Genomic DNA, 21,382 nt, shown 5'->3' on the forward strand with positions numbered 1-21,382 from the left:
ATCGGGGTCAGCCGGCGAGGCGGACCGGGCGGAAGGTGCGGCTGCGGGCCCGGGTGGCGGCGGCGACCAGGGCGCGGGCCAGGCGCAGGTCCTCGGCGTCGCGCTCGGGATGGGACTGGACACCGACCACCCAGGGCGCGTCCGTGCCGCCGGGGCCGGTCGGGTCGCTCCACTCCAGCGCCTCGACGACGTCCCCGGCGCGGGCGGACACCTGAAGCCCGGGGGCGACCCGGTCCACCCCCTGGTGGTGGTGACAGCGCACCGTCACCGGGCCCGGACCCAGGATCTCCGCGGTCCGGGTCCCCGGTTCGGTCAGCACCGGCACCGGGGCGTACAGCCCCGGCCCGGCCGAGTGCGCTCCGGCGACCTGTGCACCGACCACGTCGGGCAGGTGCTGGTGCAGCGTCCCGCCGAGCGCCACGTTGAGCAGCTGTAGCCCGCGGCACACCCCCAGCACCGGGATCCCGCGGCCGAGCGCCCGGTGCAGCGCCGCCACGTCGGCGGCGTCGCGCCCGGCGCGCGGTGTGTCGGTGTGCGCGCCGGCCACCTGCCCGTAACGGGCCGGGTCGACGTCCTGGCCGCCGGTGAGGAGCAGCCCGTCGAGGGCGTCCACGGCCTCCTCTGCGCCGTTCACCGGGGCGAGCAGCACCGGGACCCCGCCCGCGGCCAGCACCATGTCGACGTAGGTGCGGGGGACCAGCACGACGTCGTCGTCGCGCATGATCCAGTAGTCGGCCCGCTCGCTGTAGCAGCTGATGCCGATCAGCGGGCGCGTCACGAGCCGGCCCCGTGCAGCACGTCGATCACCTGGTCGCCGTAGCGGGCGAGCTTGCCCTCGCCGATCCCGGAGATCGTGCCGAGCGCGGCCCGGTCGGCGGGGGACCGTGTCGCGATCTCGCGCAGCGTCGCGTCGTGGAAGATCACGTAGGCCGGGACGCCCTGCTCCTTCGCCGTTGCCGCCCGCCAGGCCCGCAGCCGCTCGAACACCGGCGCGACCTCGTCCGGCATCTCCACGGCCGGCTTCGACCCGCCCCGCGACCGCGACGCCCGTGCGGTGCGCTCCGGCTCGGTGCGCAGCATGACCTTCTGCTCACCGCGCATCGCGGCCGGGGACTCGTCGGTGAACCGCAGGGTGGAGTAGTTCCCGCCGACGGTCAGCAGCCCCCGCGCGACCAGCTGGCGCAGCACGTTGCGCCAGGCGACGTCGCTCAGCTCGGTCCCGATCCCGAACACCGACAGCTCGTCGTGGCTGTGCTGGTCGACCTTCGGGGTGTGCTTGCCCAGCAGGATGTCGACGACCTGCCCGGCACCGAACTCCTGGTTGCGCTCCTTCTTCAGCCGCCACACCGTCGACAGCACCTTCTGCGCCGCTACCGTGCCGTCCCACGAGGACACCGGTGTCAGGCAGGTGTCGCAGTTCCCGCACCGCTCCGACGCCGGCTTCTGCCCGAAGTAGCGCAGCAGCTGGGCCCGGCGGCACTCGGTCGTCTCGCACAGCGCGAGCATCGCGTCGAGGTGCTGGGCGAGGCGCCGCTTGTGCGCGGCGTCGCCCTCGCCGTCGTCGATCATCTTCCGCTGCTGGACGACGTCGGCGAGCCCGTAGGCCAGCCACGCCGTGGACGGCTCGCCGTCGCGCCCGGCGCGGCCGGTCTCCTGGTAGTAGCCCTCCACGGACTTGGGCAGGTCCAGGTGCGCGACGAACCGCACGTCGGGCTTGTCGATGCCCATCCCGAACGCGATCGTCGCGCACATGACCAGGCCGTCCTCGAGCAGGAACCGGGACTGGTTCTCCCGGCGCACCGACGCGTCGAGCCCCGCGTGGTAGGGCAGCGCCCGGATGCCCTGCGCGGTGAGGAACTCCGCGGTCTCCTCGACCTTGCGCCGCGAGAGGCAGTAGACGATGCCCGCGTCCCCGGCGTGCTCGGTGCGCAGCAGCTCCAGCAGCTGGCGGCGCGGCTCGTTCTTCGCGACGATCCGGTACTGGATGTTGGGCCGGTCGAAGCTCGCCACGAAGCGGCGCGCATCGGTCAGCTCCAGGCGCTGGGCGATCTCGGTGCGGGTCGCGTCGGTCGCGGTCGCGGTCAGCGCGATCCGCGGCACGTCCGGCCAGCGCTTCGGCAGCTCGGAGAGCAGCAGGTAGTCCGGCCGGAAGTCGTGCCCCCACTGCGCGACGCAGTGCGCCTCGTCGATCGCGAACAGCGCGATGCGGCCGCGCTCCAGCAGCCGGACGGTGGACTCGACCCGCAGCCGCTCGGGGGCGAGGTAGAGCAGGTCCAGCTCCCCGGCGAGGAACTCCTGCTCGGTGAGGCGGCGCTCGTCGGCGTCCTGGGTGGAGTTCAGGAACCCGGCCCGCACCCCCAGCGCGCGCAGCGCGTCGACCTGGTCCTGCATCAGCGCGATCAGCGGGGAGACGACCACACCGGTCCCGGGCCGGGCCAGCGCCGGGACCTGGTAGCACAGCGACTTGCCGCCACCGGTCGGCATGAGCACCAGCGCGTCGCCGCCGCCGACGACCTGCTCCACGATCGCCTGCTGCTCGCCGCGGAACGCGTCGTAGCCGAAGACCCGGCGCAGGATCTCGTGCGGGTCGCTGCTGTGCACCCGCTCGGGGACGGGCAGCTCACGGGCCGGTGCGGGTGCGGCGGCCCAGGCATCCTCGGGTGGGGGCTCGTACCCGTAGTCCTCCTCGAGCTCGGGCGGGAGCGGGATCTCGTCCGGGGCGGAGGCGTCGAACACGTCGTCGATCGTACGAGCCCCGCCCGCCGCGCCCCGCCCGGCACTCACGTCGCGGCACCGGGCACCGCGTCCGACGCGTGGTCCCGGTCACCGCCCGTGTGTCGTGGGCGCCGCGGTGCTGCGCCGGACGCTCCCGGGGTGTAGCAAGACCTGCAGGACCAACGGCGCCCCGCAGACCGGACGCCGCGCGATCACGTGAGAAGGACGGACCCGTGGATCTGAAGATCGGGTACAAGGCGTCGGCCGAGCAGTTCGGCCCCCGCGACCTCGTCGAGTACGCGGTGCTCGCCGAGGAGCTGGGGCTCGACAGCGTCTGGGCGTCGGACCACTTCCTGCCCTGGCGGCACGAGGGCGGCCACGCCCCGGCCGCGCTGCCCTGGATGGCGGCGGTGGGGGAGCGCACGAAGCGGGTGCAGATCGGCACCTCGGTGCTCACCCCCACGTTCCGCTACAACCCCGCGGTGCTCGCCCAGGAGTTCGCGACGATGGCGCTGCTCACCGGCAACCGGGTCGCGCTCGGCGTCGGCACCGGTGAGGCGCTCAACGAGATCGCCGTCTCCGGGCGGGAGTGGCCGGAGTTCAAGGAGCGCTTCGCCCGGCTGCGCGAGGCCGTGAAGATGATGCGCGCGCTGTGGACCGAGGAGTCGGTCAGCACCGAGGGCGAGTACTACACCTTCGTCGACGCGATGATCTACGACCGGCCCGAGCAGCCGGTGCCGATCTACGTCGCCGCGGGCGGTCCGATGGTGGCGCGGTTCGCCGGCCGCTTCGGCGACGGGTTCATCTGCACCTCGGGCAAGGGCATGGAACTCTACACCGACAAGCTGATCCCGGCTGTCGAGGAGGGCGCGGAGAAGGCCGACCGTGACGCCTCGGGCATCGACCGCATGATCGAGATCAAGATCAGCTACGACCGCGACCCCGACGCCGCCCGGGAGAACACCCGGTTCTGGGCGCCGCTGTCGCTCACCCCGGAGCAGAAGAACGCCGTCGACTCCTCCCGGGAGATGGAGCGCCTCGCCGACGAGCTGCCGATCGAGCAGGTCGTGAAGCGCTGGATCGTCGCCTCCGACCCGGACGAGGCCGTCGCGCAGATCAAGCCCTACCTCGACGCGGGCCTGAACCACCTCGTCGTCCACGGCCCGGGGCACGACCAGCGCCGGTTCCTGGAGCAGTTCACGACCGACGTCGCGCCGAAGCTGCGGGCGCTCGCGTGAGCGCCGCGACGAGCGCACCGGCCCTCACCCGCGAGGGGCGCGTGCTGCGCTGCCGCATCTCCACCGGCCGCCACGGCACCCTCGACGGCCCCGCGGTGGCCGAGGTCGCCGAGGCGCTGCTGGCGCTCGACCCGGCCGAGACCGGTGCGGTCCTGGTGCACGGCGACGGCGAGAACTTCTGCACCGGGGGTGACGTGCGTGCCTTCGCCGGTGCGGAGGACCGCTACGCCTACGTGCACTCCCTCGCCGACACCTTCCACTCGATGCTGCGCCCGCTGGCGGCGAGCCCAGTGCCGACGGTCGCCGCGGTCGCCGGCTGGGCGGCCGGTGCGGGCATGAGCATCGCGCTGGCGTGCGACCTCGCCGTCGGCGGGACCTCGACCCGGATGCGCCCGGCCTACCCGGGCATCGGGTTCTCCCCGGACGGCGGGATGACCTGGACGCTGCCGCGGTTGATCGGCGCCGCGCGGGCGCGGCGGGTCCTGCTCACCGACGAGGTCCTGGAGGCGGAGACGCTGGTCGAGCTGGGACTGCTCGCCTCGGTCGTCGACGACGACCGTGTCGCCGACGAGGCCGCCGCAGTCGCGCACCGGCTCGCCCAGGGCCCGACGGCAGCGCTGGGCCGCATCCGCGGGCTCCTGGCCGACGGCTGGGACCGGGGGCTCGCCGAACAGCTGGCGGCGGAGGCGGACTCCATCGCGACCTGTGCCGCGGGCCCGGAGGGGGCCGAGGGGCTCGCCGCGTTCGGCGAGAAGCGTCGCCCGCAGTTCCACTGAGCCCGTTCTGCCGGCGACCTCGTCCGGGCACACCTCGTCCGGGCACACCTCGTCCGGGCACACCTCGTCCGGGCACACCTCGTCCACGACGCATCTCGACCAGGACGGACCCGGACACGACGGAGGGGCGCGACCGACCGGTCGCGCCCCTCCATGTCTGTCCTGACGTGTGTCCTGGCGTGTGTCGCGGTGCGGTCGCTCAGCGCGCGCTGGCCGGGCTCCCCGCGACGACCCGGCGCGACCGCTGCGGGCCGCGGGAGATGCCGGGCATGCCCACGGTGAGGCGCTGCGTCGGGCGGTGCAGACCCGGGCCGAGCGGCCAGCCCGGGTCGAGCGGGGCGAGCAGGCGGTCCAGCTCGGAGTCCGGGGTGGCGCCGACGCTGTTGCGCAGCAGCCGCTGGAACTCCTCGTACTCGGCGAGGGCGTCGGCGACGTGCCCGCCGGCGAGCAGCGCCTCGACCAGCGCGCGACGCGACCGCTCGCGGCTCGGGGCGGTGGCGACGGCCCGGCGCGCGACGGCGACGGCGTCGTCGTGCCGGTCGGCGGCGGTGAGCGTGCCGGCCAGCCCCTCGCACGCGGACAGGCGCAGCTGGCGGAACCGCTCGCGCTCCACGGCGATCCACGGCGCGGTCCACGACGGGAGGATGTCGGACTCCAGCAGCGTGGTCTCCGGGGCGCCGATCTCGCGCACCGTGCGCAGCATGCTGGGCGCGGACAGCCCGCGGATCAGCAGCATGGCCTCGGTGAGGTCGACGACCACGTCGTCGGCGAGCTGCAGCCGCCCGAGGTGGTCCGCGTCGAGCAGCCCCGGTACGTCGACGCCGGCGACGGCCTCGTCCAGCAGCCGGGCCGCGGGGACCGGGCCGACCCCGGGCCACAGCGTCGCCGCGAGCGCCGCCGTCGGCTGCGGACGCCGGTGCACGGCGAGGTAGGCGACCAGGCGACGGGAGTCGACCGGCAGCGGGACGGCGCGGTCGTCCGCGCGCAGCCCGAACGAGCCCAGCACTCGCACGTGCGGGGCGGAGGTGGGAGTGATCTGCTCACTGGATCGACAGTGATCGTCGTCGGACATGGCCGTTTCCCCGGATCGGTCGTGGCGTTCGGCCCGCGGTCGGCTCCGCACAGAGCCGGGGCGCGCCGGGCGGGAGGCCTCGGATCGCGGAGCGGGCACGACGGAGCCGCACCGACACGGACGGCGGGCGGCGTCTCCGTGTGGTGTCGTCGCTTGCGAGGATAGCCCAGCAGTGCCCACGGTGTGAGACCCGGGTGGGGGCGGATCGTGAGATCCGCCTCAGGCCCGGGAGAGCAGCCGGACGTGGGTGCCGTCGGGTGCCCGCCACACGTGCAGGCTGTCGCAGAGCTGGCGGGCGATCCAGGTCCCGCGCCCCCGCGCCTGCGACGGGTGCGGCGGCGCGAGCCCGATCAGCGGCAGTGCGATCACCCCGCTGTCCTGGACCTCGCAGACCAGCTCGCCGTCGCGTGCCCAGACCGACAGCTCCGCCTGCGGGGACCCGTGCTCGACGGCGTTGGTGGCGATCTCGTTGACCGCCTGCACCATGTCGTCGCCGCGGGTGGTGTCGAACCGGCAGGCCCGGGCGGCCTCGGTCACGGCGTCGCGCACCCGGGACAGCTCGAAGGTGTTGTAGGACAGCGTGACGTCCGGCGGCCCGAGCAGGTGCGGCGGCGCGATCGGCAGGGCCGCGACCGCCTCGGCGGGCGGGCGGTACCGCAGGTTCGCGGCGAGCCCGGACGCGTGCAGCCGCAGCGGGTGGTTGACCTCGGCGGACTCGCCGACCGCGCCGTGCAGCGGCAGCCGTGGGTAGGCGCACACCTGCAGCACCGGCAGCCCCGCCAGGGAGATGTTGAGCGCGGCCTCCAGCTCGACCCAGAACCCGCCGTCGACCCCGTCGAGGTCCGGGTCGTGCGCGCCCACCACCAGCACCGGGCGGCCCGACGAGGTCAGCGCACGCAGCTCCCGGGCCCGCCAGGCGGCGACGGTCTGTCCGGACTCCCGGGCCGAGCTGGTCAGCGAGGTCAGCCTGCCGAGCTCGACCTCGTCGCCGAGCTCGTCGTGCAGCGCCTGCTCCAGCGGTGCCGGCAGGTCGAGCGCGACCCGGGCACCGGTGTCCCGCGCCGCGGCCCGGGCCGCCGGGACGACGGCGGCGAGCAGCTCCACCGGGTCGTCGGCGTGCACCAGGGCGTGCCGGAAGCCGGGCGGGCGGGGAGCGGCGTTGACCTTCACCGGACCCGTCCTCCTGGATGCACGACCTCGGGGGCCGGCGGACGGTCGTCGAACACGAGCTGGGGGGAGAACGCGGCACCGCAGCGTTCGAGCACCCGCAGCACCCGCGGCCGGACCCGGTGCAGCACCAGGCGGTGGGTGGCCGGGAAGCCCTCGGCGGCGTGCACGAGCGCGACCGCGGTGGCGACGTCGATGAACCGCACCGAGGCCATGTCCAGGCCGATGTCGGGGGAGGCGTCGGCGGAGCGCAGTGCGGAGTCCAGCGCCGAGTGCAGCAGCGAGGTGATCTTCGAGCGGTTGCTGTGGTCGACCTCGCCGGCCAGCCGTGCGTGACCGGTGCCGAGCCGGACGATCCGGAGCAGGCCGTCGTCGTAGGCGGTGGAGCACGGGACGTGGTCGCGGTGCAGGGCACGCATGATGTCGACCTGCTCGGCGGGGAAGTGGTCGTCGTAGGTGCACAGCGCGGTCAGCCCGCCCGCGCTCTCGCGGACCAGCCGGGCCAGCAGGCCGTCGTACTCGGGCAGGGTGCCGGCGGCGCCCGCGTCGAGCACGGAGTGCATCTGCCCGGTCATCCGGGTGCCGTTCCAGCCGAGCTCACGGGAGCGGACGATCTCGTCGGCCATCCCGGCGTACACGTCGGCGAGCGGGGTGCGGAAGGTCTGCCGGGTCCGCTCGGGCGGCAGGATCTCCAGCTGGCCGCGGCGCAGCGGGTCGTCGACCTCGACGCCGTCCTCGGAGAGGCGGCGGAGCAGGACGTCGGCGGCTCGGTCGTCGTCGAAGTAGAGGATGCGCTCGCCCCGGTCGAGACCGTGCCCGACGTAGGCGGCGGCGAGCTCCCCGAGGTGCTCGGTGCTGTCCGGGACCGCGCACACGTGATCCCCGGCCGTCAGCGCGTCCGCCAGCTTGATCACGTCTCACCTGCCGCGCCCGCCCCGCCGCCGCTCCTCGCGGCGCCGGGCACACCCCGTCACGAACTCCTGGACGGATCAACCGTACGGAGGCCCTCGGCGGAGGCCCGAGACCTCGGAGCGTGCGAGGCGCCGAACCGACGGTGACGCGCGACGAGCGGAACGTCACCGGCGGGCGACGGCGGTTCGCAGACCCGGTCCGACCAGGACGTACGGCCGTTCGGCGCTGCCCGGTGTCCGCCGGACGGCGGTGGCTCCCGGCGTCCGGGAGTTCACCGTCCGTGGTGGCGCGGTGGTGGTGGGGTGGCGGGGTCAGGCGGCCGGGTTGACCGCGACCGAGGTGGTCGCGCTGCCCTGGATGGTCTGCAGGACGACGCAGTACCGCTCGGTCAGCTTCACCAGGGTCGCGACCTTGTCCTGCGCCGCGGGCGCGTCGCCGTCGCGGATGTCGACGTCGAACGACAGCCGGATGTCCCGGAACCCGACCGGGGCGTCCTTCGCGACGCCGAGCGTGCCGCGGAAGTCGAGGTCGCCCTCGGCCCGCACGGCGCCGTGCACCTCGAGCTCCAGCGCGGTCGCCACCGCGCGCAGGGTCACCCCGGCACAGGCCACCAGGGCCTCCAGCAGCATGTCGCCCGAGCACAGCTGGGTGCCGTCGCCGCCGGTGGCCGGGTGCAGGCCCGCCTCGGCCATCGCCTGGCCGGTGGAGACCTTGCACGCCACACCGGAGCCGAGCTCGCCGTCGGCCTTCAGGGTGATGACCGCCGACTCCGGGTCGTCGCGGTACTGCTGCTTGAGCGGGGCCTGGATGTCACGGAGGGAGACGTTCGTGTCGGTCATGTCCCCATCCTCACCCCGACGGGGCGCCCCGCACACCCCGACCCGACGACTAGGGTGCCCGGTGTGGGCGGGGAGAGCGACACCGGACGGGCGGCCGCGGTGCGCCGCAGCGCCCGCGAGGCCGCCGACTCGGTCCGCGAGGCCCGCGACACGGTGCGCGACACGGTCCGGGACTCGGTGCACGACACCGTGGGCCCGCCCACCGACGACGACCGGCTCTGGACCGTCCCGAACGCGCTCAGCATGCTGCGCCTGGCCGGGGTGCCGCTGTTCCTGTGGCTGATGCTCGGCCCGGAGGCCGACGGCTGGGCCGTCGCGGTGCTGGCGATCGGCGGGTTCACCGACTGGCTCGACGGCAAGCTCGCCCGTGTCCTGGACCAGTTCAGCCGGTTCGGCGCCATGCTCGACCCGGCCGTGGACCGCCTCTACATCCTGGCCGCGCTGGTCGGGCTGGCCGCGCGCGACATCGTCCCGTGGTGGGCGGTGGTCGCCCTGGTCGCCCGCGACGTCGTCCTCGCCGGCTGCGTGTTCGTGCTGCGCCACCGCGGCTACGGCCCCTTCGAGGTCGTCTACCTGGGCAAGGCCGCCACCTTCGTGCTGCTCTACGCGTTCCCGCTGCTCCTGCTCGGCGACGGCCCCACGCCCGCCGAGGCCGTGGTCGGTGTCGTCGCGAACGCCTTCGCCATCTGGGGCGTGGCCCTCTACCTGTGGTCGGGGCTGCTCTACCTGGCCCAGCTCCGGCTGGCGCTGCGCCGCCCGGCGCCGGGCGTCCCGGCCCCGGCGACCCGGTTCGATCACGACCGCGCCGGGGGATAGGCTCCCGGGCGTGAGCTCGGAGATTCCGTCGGACCTGTCCTACACCGAGGCCCACGAGTGGGTGCGCCGCAGCGGGGACGGGGTGGTCCGGGTCGGGATCACCGACCACGCCCAGTCGCAGCTCGGGGACGTCGTGTTCGTGCAGCTGCCGACCGTCGGTGACACCCTCGCCGCGGGCGACGCCATGGGCGAGGTCGAGTCGACCAAGTCGGTGTCGGACATCTACGCCCCGGTCGGCGGCGAGGTCGTCGCCGTGAACGACGGGCTGGACGCCGCCCCGGAGCTGGTGAACTCCGCCCCCTACGGCGACGGGTGGATCGTCGAGATCCGCCTGGCCGACGGGGCCTCGCCCGACGGCCTGCTCGACGCCGACGCCTACCGCCAGCTGGCCGACGGCGACTGAGCCGGCCGCCCGCCGCACCACGCGGCGCGGCACGCGGACCTCCGTATCGCCCCGGCCGCTCCGACCGGTAGGTTCACATCCCCTGGACGTGTCGTCCGGAAGGGGCCGGGACACCCGGCCCCGAACAGACCTGACCGCCCGGACGCCGTCCGGGTACCGCATCCGCGAGGAGGAGTCCCCGAGGTGACCACGAACGACCCGCGCGACGTGCCACCGGAGCGCGCACCGGAGACCACGTCGGTCTTCCGGGCGGACTTCCTCGCCGACGTCGAGCAGCCGGCCGGCGGGCCCGCCGTCTCGGGTGTCGACGGGCTTCCCGCCGGGTCGGCGCTGCTCGTCGTCCGGCGCGGTCCCAACGCCGGCTCGCGCTTCCTGCTGGACGTGCCGACCACCAGCGCCGGCCGGCACCCCGACAGCGACATCTTCCTCGACGACGTCACCGTCTCCCGGCGGCACGCGGAGTTCCGCCGCGACGCCGGTGAGTTCGTCGTGGTCGACGTCGGCAGCCTCAACGGCACCTACGTCAACCGCGAGCCGGTCGACACGGCCGTGCTCGCCAACGGCGACGAGGTGCAGATCGGCAAGTTCCGCCTGGTGTTCCTGACCGGACCCCGCGAGCCCGGCGCCCAGGGCTGACCCTGGTCCGTGCGGTGGCGCCGTCCGCGCCGTCTCTGCCGCCGTCTCTGCCGCCGTCTCTGACGGCGGTGCCGCGGGCGCCGTTCACGGAACCCTGCGCGTGACCGGCCCGTCGCGGCCGGGGGTGCTCCGGTACCCCCTGGTGCGGCGGGCCTTCGGCGTGGACGGGGACCGGCGGGTGTCGAGCCGACACGCCGTGCGCGACGGGCGTGTGACGATCGTCGAACGGACCCCGTCACTCCCCGTCCGGAGGCGCGCGTCCGGGCGGACCGCCGTGTAGCGTCATCAGGTGTCGGTGGCAGTGCGGTGGCAACGACGACGGTGACGACACCACGGTGACGACACGGAGCCGTCGGGTCCACCGCGCGGGTCAGGGCGAGCAAGGCGATCAGGGCGGCCGGGGTGGCGTGTCCACCCGGGTGGTCCGACAGGCCCGACAGGGCCGGGGAGGCGGGCTGATGAGCGAGATGCGCGTCGTGGGCGTCCGGGTCGAACTTCCGGCGAACCAGCCGATCCTGCTGCTGCGGGAGACGAACGGCGACCGATACCTCCCGATCTGGATCGGATCGGTGGAGGCGACGGCGATCGCCCTGGAGCAGCAGGGGGTCAAGCCCGCGCGGCCGTTGACCCACGATCTGCTCAAGGACGTGATCGGAGCACTCGGGCGGCGGCTCGAGCAGGTGCGGGTGACCGACCTGCAGGAGGGCACCTTCTACGCGGAGCTGATCTTCGACGGTGGTGTCACGGTGTCCGCACGGCCGAGCGACTCGATCGCGCTGGCGCTCCGGATCGGTGTCCCGGTGCATGCCGACGAGAGCGTCCTCGCCGAGGCGGGACTGGTCATCCCCGACGAACAGGAGGACGAGGTCGAGAAGTTCCGCGAGTTCCTCGACTCCGTGTCGCCGGAGGACTTCCGCGGGGCCCAGCCGGGCTGATCCGTGCGGGTCACCACCGCCGTCACCCGGCAGTGGGAACGCACGGACCGCGGTCCGACCGTTCACCGACGTCACTGACCGTTCGGCGGCCGTACACCCTGTGTGCCCGGCGACCCGGCCGGGTGTCCGGTACGCCCAGGTCGGCGAGCCGCGTTGACCACCCCGGCCGCTGGGCCTACGGTCATCTCGACTGATGACATCCGTGGAACTCACCCACTACCCAGAGTCACATGGTAGGGGACGGTCCACGGTCCCGAACGAGGGAGACCGCGCGGTGCAGACGCCACCACCCGAGGGGCCGGGTCAGGGAGAGCTGTTCCCGGACCCGCTCGTCGGTGCGGGGCTCGACGGGGTGACCGACCGCCTGGTCGGCTTCCGCGGCCCGACCGCGTGTCAGGTCGTCGGCATCACCTACCGACAGCTGGACTACTGGGCCCGCACCGGGCTCGTCGTGCCGTCCATCCGCGGCGCCGCCGGGTCGGGCAGCCAGCGGCTGTACTCCTTCAAGGACGTCCTCGTCCTCAAGATCGTGAAGCGGCTGCTCGACGCCGGTGTCTCGCTGCAGAACATCCGGATCGCCGTCGAGCACCTGCGTCGGCGCGGGATCCGTGACCTCGCCGGCATCACCCTGTTCTCCGACGGCACCACCGTCTACGAGTGCACCTCTCCGGAGGAGGTGGTCGACCTGCTGCAGGGCGGGCAGGGCGTGTTCGGCATCGCCGTCTCCGGCGCGATGCGCGAGATCTCCGGCGTGATCAAGGACTTCCCGGCCGAGCGGGCCGACGGCGGCACCGTCGACGAGGCCCCCGAGGACGAGCTGGCACGCCGCCGCGCGCGCCGCGCCATCTCCTGAGGCCATCTCCTGAGGCGGATCCGCTCACGCCACCGAGCGGAACGGGTCGTGCTCGGCGAGCAGCTTCTCCATCCGCGCCTGGTCGACCCGGTTGACCACGGTCAGGGACTCCTGCCGGTCCCGGACACACTTCGCCAGGGTGAACGCCGAGGTGATCGCGTACAGCACGGCGATCGCGAGGAACGCCTTCACCCACCCGTCGACGGGCAGGTAGACGGTCCCGACGACGACGGCGGCGAGGGACACGCCGAAGGACAGCATCGCCTGCATGTGGAACGCGGCGGTGGTGGCCGGGGTGGTGTTCGGAGCGCTGGTGTTCGACATGACACGAGTGTGACGAGACGGCGCTGGCGGCGACGCCGCAGAACTACGCAGGTAGGCTGACCCGGTAGTCGTCGACGCCGCGCGGGAGAGCCCCGGGGAACGAGCCCGGGCGCCGAAGGAGCAACCCCTTCCCGGAATCTCTCAGGCACACGGACCGCGCGGTCGAGACGCCTCTGGAAAGCGACGGGTCACCCACGCACGCGGGGAGCCGTCCGCCGACGGGGAAAGCCGGAAGCCTCCGGTGAATCTCTCAGGCGCCCGGTCTCCGGGTACGGACAGAGGGGGAGGGCGAGTTGCCCTGCCCCGAATCCGCCCGACGACCTCCGGAGGCGCCGTGAGCCCGACGTCCGAGCACCGTCCCACCCTCGCCGAGCTGGAGCGGGGGCTCCCGTTCGCCGAGCGCCACATCGGGCCCCGCCCCGGTGACCTGGCCCGGATGCTGGAGGTGCTGGGCGTCGACTCGCTCGACGCGCTCGCCGCCCGCGCGCTGCCCGACACCATCCGCGACGCCGAGCCGGTCGGGGCCTCGCTGCCCGCGCCGGTCGGCGAGGCCGAGATGCTGGCCGAGCTCCGCGCCATGGCCGGACGCAACACCGTGACCGTCCCGATGATCGGCTACGGCTACCACGGGACCCGCACCCCGTCGGTGATCCGCCGGAACGTGCTGGAGAACCCGGCCTGGTACACCGCGTACACGCCGTACCAGCCCGAGATCAGCCAGGGCAGGCTCGAGGCGCTGCTGGCCTTCCAGACCATGGTGTCCGACCTGACCGGGCTGCCGGTCGCCGGCGCGTCGCTGCTCGACGAGGCCACCGCGGCCGCCGAGGCGATGACGCTGCTGCGCCGGGCCAACCGCTCGACCAGCCCGCGGTTCGTCGTCGACGCCGACACGCTGCCGCAGACCGTGGACGTGCTGCGCACCCGCGCGGAGCCGCTCGGCATCGAGCTGGTCGTCGCCGACCTCGCCGACGGCGTGCTGCCCGAGGGCGAGTTCTTCGGCGTCCTGCTGTCCTACCCTGGCGCCTCGGGGCGGGTCGCCGACCCGTCGGGACTCATCGAGGCCTCGCACGGCCGCGGGGCGCTCGTCGCCGTCGCGGCGGACCTGCTGGCCCTGACCCTGCTCACCCCGCCCGGGGAGCTCGGCGCGGACGCCGCGATCGGCTCCACCCAGCGCTTCGGGGTACCGCTCGGCTTCGGCGGCCCGCACGCAGGCTACCTGTCGGTGGGGCAGCGCCACGCCCGGCAGCTGCCCGGCCGACTCGTCGGCGTCTCCCGCGACGCCGACGGCCACTACGCCCTGCGCCTGGCGCTGCAGACCCGTGAGCAGCACATCCGCCGGGAGAAGGCCACCTCGAACATCTGCACGGCACAGGTCCTGCTCGCGGTCATGGCCGCCTGCTACGGCGTCTACCACGGCCCGGACGGGCTGCGCGACATCGCCACCCGCACCCACCGGATGGCCGCGGTCCTCGCCGCCGGCCTGCGCTCGGGCGGGGTGGAGATCGTCCACGACGCGTTCTTCGACTCGGTGCGCGCCCGGGTCCCCGGCCGCGCCGACGCCGTGGTCGCCGCCGCGCACGAGGCCGGGATCGCGCTGCGCCGGGCCTCGGACGACGAGGTCGGCGTCGCCACCTCGGAGATCACCACCGTGGCGCACCTGCACGCGGTGTGGGCGGCGTTCGGCGTCGCCGGGGCGGACGCCGACGCCCTCGACCGGGAGACCGCCGACGCGCTGCCCGCCGGCCTGCGTCGCACCGGTGAGTACCTCACGCACCCGACGTTCCACGACCACCGGTCCGAGACCGCGCTGATGCGCTGGCTGCGTCGCCTCGCCGACGCCGACCTCGCGCTGGACCGCACGATGATCCCGCTGGGCTCGTGCACCATGAAGCTCAACGCCGCCGCCGAGATGGAGGCCGTGACCTGGCCCCAGTTCGCCGACCTGCACCCGCTCGCGCCCGAGTCCGACACGGTCGGCACCCGGGAGATGATCGAGCAGCTGGAGACCTGGCTGGCCGACCTCACCGGCTACGCCGCGGTGTCGCTGCAGCCCAACGCGGGCAGCCAGGGCGAACTCGCCGGGCTGCTCGCCATCGCCGCCTACCACCGCAGCCGCGGGGCGGCCGACCGCGACGTCTGCCTGATCCCCGCCTCGGCGCACGGCACGAACGCCGCCTCGGCGGTCATGGCCGGGATGCGGGTGGTCGTCGTCGGGACCGCGCCGGGCGGCGACGTCGACCTCGACGACCTGCACGCGAAGATCGCCGAGCACGGTGACCGGCTCGCCGCGCTGATGATCACCTACCCGTCGACGCACGGCGTCTACGAGGCCGGGGTCCGCGACGTCTGCGCCGCGGTGCACGACGCGGGCGGCCAGGTCTACGTCGACGGCGCCAACCTGAACGCCCTGGTCGGGGTGGCCCGCCCGGGTGCCTTCGGCGGCGACGTCAGCCACCTCAACCTGCACAAGACCTTCTGCATCCCGCACGGCGGCGGCGGGCCCGGCGTCGGCCCGGTCGCGGTGGCCGAGCACCTGGTGCCGTTCCTGCCCGGTCGCACGCCCGTGTCCGACGGCGGGGTCGGCGCGGTCTCGGCCGCCCGGTACGGCTCGCCCGGCGTCCTGCCGATCTCCTGGGCCTACCTGCGGATGATGGGCACCGACGGGATGCGCCGCGCCACGCTCACCGCGGTGGCCGCCGCCAACTACGTCGCCACCCGGCTGCGGGAGCACTTCCCGGTGCTCTACTCGGGCGCCGACGGCGCGGTCGCCCACGAGTGCATCCTCGACCTGCGGACGCTGACCAGGGAGACCGGGGTGACCGTCGACGACGTCGCCAAGCGGCTGATCGACCACGGCATCCACGCCCCGACAATGTCCTTCCCGGTGGCCGGGACGCTGATGGTCGAGCCGACCGAGTCCGAGGACCTGGCCGAGATCGAGCGGTTCGTCGCCGCGATGGTGTCGATCCGCGGCGAGATCGACCGGGTCGCCGCGGGGGAGTGGCCCGCCGAGGACAACCCGCTGCGCAACGCCCCGCACACCGCGGCCTGCCTGGCCGACGACAAGTGGGACCACCCGTACCCGCGGGAGCTGGCCGCGTACCCGACCGGGGTCACCCCGGGGGTGCACGACCGGAAGGTGTGGCCGCCGGTGCGCCGGATCGACGGCGCCCACGGCGACCGCAACCTGGTCTGCTCCTGCCCGCCGCCGGAGGCCTTCGCCTGATCTCTGCCCACCCGTCGGGAGGGTGTCCGGACAGGTCGGGGATCATGGAGGGGTGTCACACCGACCGAGTGAGCGCCTCCGGGTCCCCGCCCCCGTCCTGCGGACGCGGGTCCGGTCGAAGCGGGCCGCGACCGACCAGCCCAACGTCACCGGCGACGGCGCGTCGCCGCTGACCGCCCGGTTCTGGGTGCTGCTCGTCGTGACCGGGATCGCCGCCGGGCTGTCCGGGATCGCGCTGATGGCGCTGCTGCACGCGGTGTCGGAGTGGGCGTGGGGATCCGGGGCGGCAGAAGGGCTCGGCGCGGCGGTCGAGCGGGCCGACGCCTGGGGGCGGATCTGGCTGCTGCTGCTGGCCGGGCTCGTCGCCGGTGTCGGTGGGTATCTGCTGCGCCGGTTCGTCCCCGGCCGCACCGACGTCGACGACGCGATCTGGACCGGTGACGCCCGGCTCGGGGTGTGCCGCAGCTCGGGCACCGCGGTGCTGTCGGAGGTCGTCGTCGGGCTGGGCGCCTCGCTCGGCCGGGAGGCCGCGCCCAAGCTGATGGGCGGGGTGTGGGGCGCGGTCCTGGCCGGCTGGGGCGGCCTGTCGGTCGAGCAGCGACGTCTGCTCGTCGCCTGCGGTGCGGGCGCCGGGCTGGCGTGCGTCTACGACGTGCCGCTGGCCGGGGCGCTGTTCACCGCCGAGGTGCTCGTCGGCACCGTGCGTCTGCCGGTGGTGCTGCCCGCACTGGCCTGCACCGCGACCGCCACCGTCGTCGCCTGGCTCTACCTGCCCGTCGGGCCGGTCTATCCCGGCCTGCCGGACCCGGTGACGACGCCGTCGCTGCTGGTGTGGGCGGTGCCCGCGGGCGTGCTGATCGGGGTCCTCGCGACCGGCTGGGTCCGGCTGATCGGGTTCGTGTCGCACCGCGGGCCCCGGCGGACGTGGTGGCGGATCGCCGCCCCGGTCGTCGCGTTCGGGCTGCTCGGCGTGGCCGGGCTGGCGTTCCCGCAGCTCTACGGCAACGGCGCGGACCTGGCCGAGCAGGCCTTCCTGGGTGGCGGGGCGCTGCTGCTGTTCGCGTTGCTGGCCGTGCTGAAGCCGCTGGTGACGGCGATGTGCCTGGGCAGCGGTGCGTCCGGTGGGCTGTTCACCCCGACCCTGTGCACCGGTGCGTTGCTCGGTGCCGCGCTCGGCGGGGCCTGGTCGGCGCTGTGGCCGGGCACCCCGGTCGGCACGTACGCCCTGGTCGGGGCGGCCGCGATGATCGGGGCCGGGATGCAGGCGCCGCTGGCCGGGCTGGTGCTGGTGCTGGAGCTGACCGCCACCGGGTTTGCGATCGCCGTCCCGCTGGTCGTCGCGACGCTGGTGGCCACCGCGGTGGCCCGGTGGCTCGACGGCTACTCGATCTACTCGGCGCGCCTGGCCGCGCAGCCCACGGCCGAGCAGAGCACCTGATCAGGCACGGAACCCGACCCCGCCCCCGACCGTGCCCGGGGCACGGTGCGGGAGCCGGTGGGCGAACCCGGTGAGCAGGCCGAGGCTCAGCACCGCGAGCACCCCGTAGGCGACGAACCCGCCGATGCTGTCCCAGGTGGTGTGCAGGGCCACGGCCAGGACGAACACCAGCAGCGCCCAACCAACCCCAGCGACGCACCTGCGACTCCGTCCGCGACCGACGCCGGGACGGTAGCGGCGCCGCTCAGGCCCGGGCGAGCCGGGAGCGGCGATGGGCCGCCATCCGCACCGGGGCGTCGGCCCAGCCGTGCCCGTCGTGGCCGCCGGTGCGCTGCACCAGGGCCAGGAAGAGGCGGCCCCCGAGCAGCTCGGTGCACACCTGCAGGTAGTCGCCGGCGTCGTCGCGGTCGTGCAGGACGCCGAGCTCCCGGTAGGCCGCGACGGTCGCCGCGGGCAGGTCGAGGCGGGCGGCGAGGTCGTCGTGGTAGTTCGCCGGGACCGGGAGCAGCGGTACCCCGGCCGCCCGCGCGACGGCCGCGGTGGCGAGCACGTCGTCGCAGGCCAGGGCCACGTACTGCGGGTCGGCGACGGCCGGGCTCCACCCGCCGCGGCGCAGCACCGACACGGTCAGGGCGAGCCGGACGCTGCGGTCCGGGTCGGCCAGCGCGCGGCTGCGGACCAGCCCGAACGGGGCCGCGTACTCGCCGTCGCCGACGGTGTCGAGGCCGAGCACGGCGCGGTGGAACAGGACCGCCTCGTCGAACGCGTCGTAGGGCTGGGTGAGCCCGATGTGGTCGACGCCGGTGATCCCGGTGCCGGGGGAGCGGGGCTCGTCGACGGCGACGAAGTCGTGCGGCCAGGCCCGCCCGGCGTCCCCGTCGGTGCGGCACAGGAACACCGCGGTGCCGTCGGGGGCGGTGATCCCCGCGAGCTCGGCCTCGCCGGGCCCGGTGACCCGGGGGACGGGGGCGGCGCACAGCCGGGCCGCGCGGCGGGCGGCGGCAGCCGGGTCCGCGGACTCGACGGCGATCGCGGCGACCGCGCCCGTGCCGTCGCCCGCCGCGTTCACCAGCAGCCGGGCGTCGCCCTGTTCGAAGCGTTCGACCTGCTTGGTGCGGTGCACCCCGGTGCGGCTGAACCCCAGGGCGCGCAGCACCCGCCCCAGCTCCGGGCCCGCGGTGAGCTCGACGAACGCCGTCCCGCGCAGGGCCGGCGCCGCGGTGCCCACGGGATCGGTCCCGGCGCCGGCGCGTGCGGTGGCCTCGGCGAGCGTGATCAGCGAGCGGCGGGCGTCGACGGCGGTGCGGACCGGGTCGGACTGGCGGAAGACGTCGTTGAACACCTCCAGCGACAGCGATCCGCTGTACCCGGCGGTCAGCACGGGGGCGAGGAACGCGGGCAGGTCGAACCCGCCCTGGCCGGGGAACAGCCGGTGGTGACGGCTCCAGGACAACACGTCCATCGACAGCTCACGGGCGTCGGCGAGCTGGAGGAAGAACAGCTTGTCACCGGGGACGTCGGCGATCGGAGCGGGGTCCGAGCCGCGGGCGAGGATGTGGAAGGAGTCCAGGCACAGGCCGAGCGCGGGGTGGTCGGCGGCGCGCACGGCGTCCCAGGAGGCGTCCCAGGTGTCGACGTGCCGGCCCCAGGCGAGCGCCTCGTAGGCGATGCGCAGCCCGCGCTCGTGGGCCCGGTCGGCGAGGGTGTACAGCTGGGCGGCGAGCAGGTCGGCGTCGGTGGCGGGGTCGACGGCGTCGGGGGACACCGAGGAGCACACCAGCACGGTGTCGGCGCCGAGGCCGGCCATGACCTCGAAGGTCGCGTCCGCGCGGCGCAGGTTCGCGGCGAACCGGGCGGGATCGCTCGAGTCGATGTCGCGCAGCGGCTGGTACAGGTCCACCGACAGGCCCAGGTCGCGGCAGCGGGCGCCGATCCCGGCCGGGGACTCGGGGTCGGCGAGCAGGTCCGGAGCGAAGATCTCGACCCCGTCGAACCCGGCGGTCGCGGCGGCGGCGAGCTTGTCCTCCAGCGTGCCGGACAGGCAGACCGTGGCCAGCGACAGACGCGCGGGCCCGTGCGGGGGGCGGGGCTCAGGCGACACGGGCCGCCGCCTGCTCGGCGGTGACGAGCTCGGCCAGGTGGGCGAGCATCCGCGCCGGATCCGGTGTGGCGCCGGTGAACAGCCGGAACGCCTCCGCCGCTTGGTGCACGACCATCGCGCCGCCGTCGACGGTGCGGCAGCCCGCGGCGCGGGCGGCGGCGAGCAGTGCGGTGTCCAGCGGCCGGTAGACGATCTCGGCGACCCACGGACGGGTGGCGAGCAGCGCGGGGTCGAGGGGGAGACCGGGGTGCTCGGCCATCCCCGTCGGGGTGGCGTGCACGAGGCCGTCGGCCCCCGGGAGCAGCGCGGACAGTGCGGGCAGCGGGTGCCCGGTGGCGTGCGCGCCGGGGGACAGGTGCGGGGTCACCGACGCGGCGAGTGCGGCGGCGCGGGCACCGTCGACGTCGACGATCTGCAGGACGCCGACGCCCTCGCGGGCCATGGCGTAGGCGGCCGCGGCACCGGCACCTCCGGCGCCGAGCAGTACGACCCGCCCGGTCGTGGCGCCGGGCAGCCCGGCCCGCCAGCCGTCGCGGAAGCCGGTCCAGTCGGTGTTGTGCCCGGTCAGCGCCCCATCCGCACCGATGACGACGGTGTTCACCGCGCCGATCGCGGCGGCGTCCGGGGCGAGGACGTCGAGGTGGCCGATCACCCGCTGCTTGCAGGGGTGGGTGACGTTGAGCCCGGCGTAGCCCTGCGCGCGGGCCGGGGGGAGCAGGTCGCCGACGGCGTCGGGGCCCAGCCCGAGGACGTCGAGGTCGAAACGCGTGTAGGTCAGGTCCAGGCCGTGCGCGGCGCCCTCGCGCTCGTGCAGGGCGGGGGACAGCGACGGACCGATGCCGGCGCCGATCAACCCCGTCCGCACCCGTGTGCCGGTTGCGGTGGCGTCGGTCTCGCGCCGGGTCTCGTTGCTGCTCCGCACGGATCCCTCCTCGGATGTATGTACCGTAAGGTTAGTTATACGGGACGGTGGGTCCGTCGGCCAGGGGGAACGGCCGACGATCCGTAGAGTCCGGGGCGCCACCGGGATCCCGGTGGCGCGGGCCGGTGGAGGGGGGTCGCAGTGGCGGCGGTACCGGAGGACGGCGTCCGGCAGCGCGACGCCGAGCGCACCCGCACCGAGATCCTGGACGAGGCGACCGCGGAGTTCGCCGACCGGGGTCTCGCCGGGGCGCGGGTCGACGAGATCGCCGCGCGCACCCGGACCACCAAGCGGATGCTCTACTACTACTTCGGTTCGAAACAGGGTCTCTACCTGGCCGTTCTCGAACGCGCGTACACCGGGATCCGGGCGCTGGAGCAGCAGCTGTCGGTGTCGGACCTCAACCCGGCACGGGCGGTGCGGGCGGTCGCTGAGCTCACCTTCGACCACCACGAGGCGCACCCGGACTTCATCCGGCTGGTCGCGATCGAGAACATCCACCACGCCGAGCACCTGCGCTCCTCCCCGTTGCGCGCGGGGCTCGCCGGGCCCGCGCTCGGCGTGCTCGATTCCATCCTCGCCCGCGGCCGGGAGGCCGGGCTGTTCCGCGACGACGTCGACGCCTTCGACGTCCATGTGCTGATCAGCTCGTTCTGCGTGTTCCGGGTGGCCAACCGGCACACCGTCTCGGCCATCTTCGGTCGCGACCTGCTGGACCCGCAGTGGCGTGGGCACTACCGCCGTATGGTCGGTGACCTGGTCGTGGAGTACCTGACCGCCCGTGTGGGGCAGGACTGACGCGGGAGCCGACGGGCAGGGGCCTGCGGCAGGTGCCCGGCAGGACCGACCGCAGGCTCGATGGAGACCCACTGGCGGGGTGACCGCGCCGGCGTCCATCCGGCTCTTGACACGCCCCGCGCCGCAACTCACTATTCAGTACCTAACCGGACGGTACATAGACGAGCGGCTCGCCGCCCGGGCCGTCGACCGCGTCATCAAGTGCCTGCAA

20 protein-coding genes and 1 riboswitch are annotated in these 21,382 nt (G+C 74.5%); of the genes, 10 read left to right on the plus strand and 10 right to left on the minus strand.

The window, feature by feature from the left end; translation table 11 throughout:
* Nucleotides 1-7: 7 nt before the first annotated feature.
* Nucleotides 8-778, minus strand: a complete 771-nt coding sequence (locus XF36_RS10685) for a gamma-glutamyl-gamma-aminobutyrate hydrolase family protein (RefSeq protein ID WP_064485408.1) — start codon at nt 776-778, stop codon at nt 8-10.
* Entirely contained in the window at nt 775-2,601 is a 1,827-nt protein-coding gene (gene recQ, locus XF36_RS10690; RefSeq protein ID WP_145981611.1) for a DNA helicase RecQ, read from the minus strand. Before recQ ends, XF36_RS10685 begins: the two co-directional genes overlap by 4 nt.
* A 347-nt stretch (nt 2,602-2,948) precedes the next feature.
* Here recQ and fgd point away from each other — a divergent pair, with 347 nt between their 5' ends.
* A complete protein-coding gene (fgd, locus tag XF36_RS10695) occupies nt 2,949-3,953 on the plus strand; it encodes a glucose-6-phosphate dehydrogenase (coenzyme-F420) (RefSeq protein WP_060711882.1) in 1,005 nt (334 codons plus the stop codon).
* Nucleotides 3,950-4,729, plus strand: a complete 780-nt coding sequence (locus XF36_RS10700) for an enoyl-CoA hydratase/isomerase family protein (protein WP_060711883.1) — start codon at nt 3,950-3,952, stop codon at nt 4,727-4,729. The genes fgd and XF36_RS10700 overlap by 4 nt, the downstream gene beginning before the upstream one ends.
* Nucleotides 4,730-4,928: 199 nt before the next feature.
* Here the strand turns inward: XF36_RS10700 and XF36_RS10705 are convergent, their stop codons facing one another.
* From XF36_RS10705 to XF36_RS10720, 4 genes are all read right to left on the minus strand, one after another.
* Nucleotides 4,929-5,801 (minus strand): AfsR/SARP family transcriptional regulator, encoded by an 873-nt coding sequence (locus XF36_RS10705; protein ID WP_060711884.1) that lies wholly within the window; start codon nt 5,799-5,801, stop codon nt 4,929-4,931.
* A 219-nt stretch (nt 5,802-6,020) separates the two neighbouring features.
* Complete coding sequence (locus XF36_RS10710; RefSeq protein ID WP_060711885.1) at nt 6,021-6,971, minus strand: ATP-binding protein; 951 nt, start codon at nt 6,969-6,971, stop codon at nt 6,021-6,023.
* The gene (locus tag XF36_RS10715) at nt 6,968-7,882 is read right to left on the minus strand and encodes an MEDS domain-containing protein (protein ID WP_060711886.1); all 915 of its coding nucleotides are present in this window, start codon (nt 7,880-7,882) and stop codon (nt 6,968-6,970) included. The genes XF36_RS10710 and XF36_RS10715 overlap by 4 nt, the downstream gene beginning before the upstream one ends.
* 309 nt (nt 7,883-8,191) lie before the next feature.
* On the minus strand, nt 8,192-8,719 hold the full coding sequence (locus XF36_RS10720) for an OsmC family protein (RefSeq protein ID WP_020623540.1): 528 nt from the start codon (nt 8,717-8,719) through the stop codon (nt 8,192-8,194).
* A gap of 63 nt (nt 8,720-8,782) precedes the next feature.
* On the opposite strand from XF36_RS10720, the gene XF36_RS10725 reads away from it, so the two are divergent.
* From XF36_RS10725 to XF36_RS10750, 5 genes are all read left to right on the plus strand, one after another.
* Complete coding sequence (locus XF36_RS10725; RefSeq protein WP_082375324.1) at nt 8,783-9,535, plus strand: CDP-alcohol phosphatidyltransferase family protein; 753 nt, start codon at nt 8,783-8,785, stop codon at nt 9,533-9,535.
* A 10-nt stretch (nt 9,536-9,545) separates the two neighbouring features.
* On the plus strand, nt 9,546-9,938 hold the full coding sequence (gcvH, locus tag XF36_RS10730; protein ID WP_020623538.1) for a glycine cleavage system protein GcvH: 393 nt from the start codon (nt 9,546-9,548) through the stop codon (nt 9,936-9,938).
* 183 nt (nt 9,939-10,121) lie between these two features.
* Nucleotides 10,122-10,574: a glycogen accumulation regulator GarA gene (garA, locus tag XF36_RS10735; protein ID WP_060711887.1), complete on the plus strand. Its 453-nt coding sequence runs from the start codon at nt 10,122-10,124 to the stop codon at nt 10,572-10,574.
* A gap of 458 nt (nt 10,575-11,032) precedes the next feature.
* Nucleotides 11,033-11,509 carry a bifunctional nuclease family protein gene (locus tag XF36_RS10745; protein ID WP_020623535.1) on the plus strand — a complete coding sequence of 159 codons (477 nt, stop codon included), beginning with the start codon at nt 11,033-11,035 and terminating at the stop codon, nt 11,507-11,509.
* Nucleotides 11,510-11,783: 274 nt separating this feature from the next.
* Nucleotides 11,784-12,362 carry a MerR family transcriptional regulator gene (locus XF36_RS10750; RefSeq protein WP_060711889.1) on the plus strand — a complete coding sequence of 193 codons (579 nt, stop codon included), beginning with the start codon at nt 11,784-11,786 and terminating at the stop codon, nt 12,360-12,362.
* A gap of 24 nt (nt 12,363-12,386) precedes the next feature.
* On the opposite strand, the gene XF36_RS10755 is transcribed toward XF36_RS10750, so the two are convergent.
* The gene (locus XF36_RS10755; RefSeq protein ID WP_060711890.1) at nt 12,387-12,686 is read right to left on the minus strand and encodes a YiaA/YiaB family inner membrane protein; all 300 of its coding nucleotides are present in this window, start codon (nt 12,684-12,686) and stop codon (nt 12,387-12,389) included.
* Between the two features lie 72 nt (nt 12,687-12,758).
* Nucleotides 12,759-12,853: riboswitch (glycine riboswitch) on the plus strand.
* 167 nt (nt 12,854-13,020) lie between these two features.
* Here XF36_RS10755 and gcvP point away from each other — a divergent pair.
* Nucleotides 13,021-15,912 carry an aminomethyl-transferring glycine dehydrogenase gene (gcvP, locus tag XF36_RS10760; RefSeq protein WP_060711891.1) on the plus strand — a complete coding sequence of 964 codons (2,892 nt, stop codon included), beginning with the start codon at nt 13,021-13,023 and terminating at the stop codon, nt 15,910-15,912.
* Nucleotides 15,913-15,964: 52 nt separating this feature from the next.
* The gene (locus XF36_RS10765) at nt 15,965-17,350 is read left to right on the plus strand and encodes a chloride channel protein (protein WP_060711892.1); all 1,386 of its coding nucleotides are present in this window, start codon (nt 15,965-15,967) and stop codon (nt 17,348-17,350) included.
* Here XF36_RS10765 and XF36_RS32310 read toward each other — a convergent pair whose 3' ends face one another.
* The 3 genes from XF36_RS32310 to XF36_RS10775 all read right to left on the minus strand — a co-directional run bounded on the left by XF36_RS32310 (nt 17,351) and on the right by XF36_RS10775 (nt 20,373).
* On the minus strand, nt 17,351-17,518 hold the full coding sequence (locus XF36_RS32310; protein WP_168169490.1) for a hypothetical protein: 168 nt from the start codon (nt 17,516-17,518) through the stop codon (nt 17,351-17,353).
* A 76-nt stretch (nt 17,519-17,594) separates the two neighbouring features.
* Entirely contained in the window at nt 17,595-19,451 is a 1,857-nt protein-coding gene (locus tag XF36_RS10770; RefSeq protein WP_060711893.1) for a sugar phosphate isomerase/epimerase and 4-hydroxyphenylpyruvate domain-containing protein, read from the minus strand.
* The gene (locus tag XF36_RS10775; protein ID WP_082375325.1) at nt 19,441-20,373 is read right to left on the minus strand and encodes a shikimate dehydrogenase; all 933 of its coding nucleotides are present in this window, start codon (nt 20,371-20,373) and stop codon (nt 19,441-19,443) included. Before XF36_RS10775 ends, XF36_RS10770 begins: the two co-directional genes overlap by 11 nt.
* A gap of 141 nt (nt 20,374-20,514) precedes the next feature.
* Here XF36_RS10775 and XF36_RS10780 point away from each other — a divergent pair, with 141 nt between their 5' ends.
* Nucleotides 20,515-21,171, plus strand: coding sequence for a TetR/AcrR family transcriptional regulator (locus XF36_RS10780; protein ID WP_060711894.1), 657 nt, complete (start codon nt 20,515-20,517; stop codon nt 21,169-21,171).
* Nucleotides 21,172-21,382: the final 211 nt, after the last annotated feature.

This window comes from Pseudonocardia sp. HH130629-09 (genome assembly GCF_001294645.1).
In the GTDB taxonomy this organism is placed as follows: domain Bacteria; phylum Actinomycetota; class Actinomycetes; order Mycobacteriales; family Pseudonocardiaceae; genus Pseudonocardia.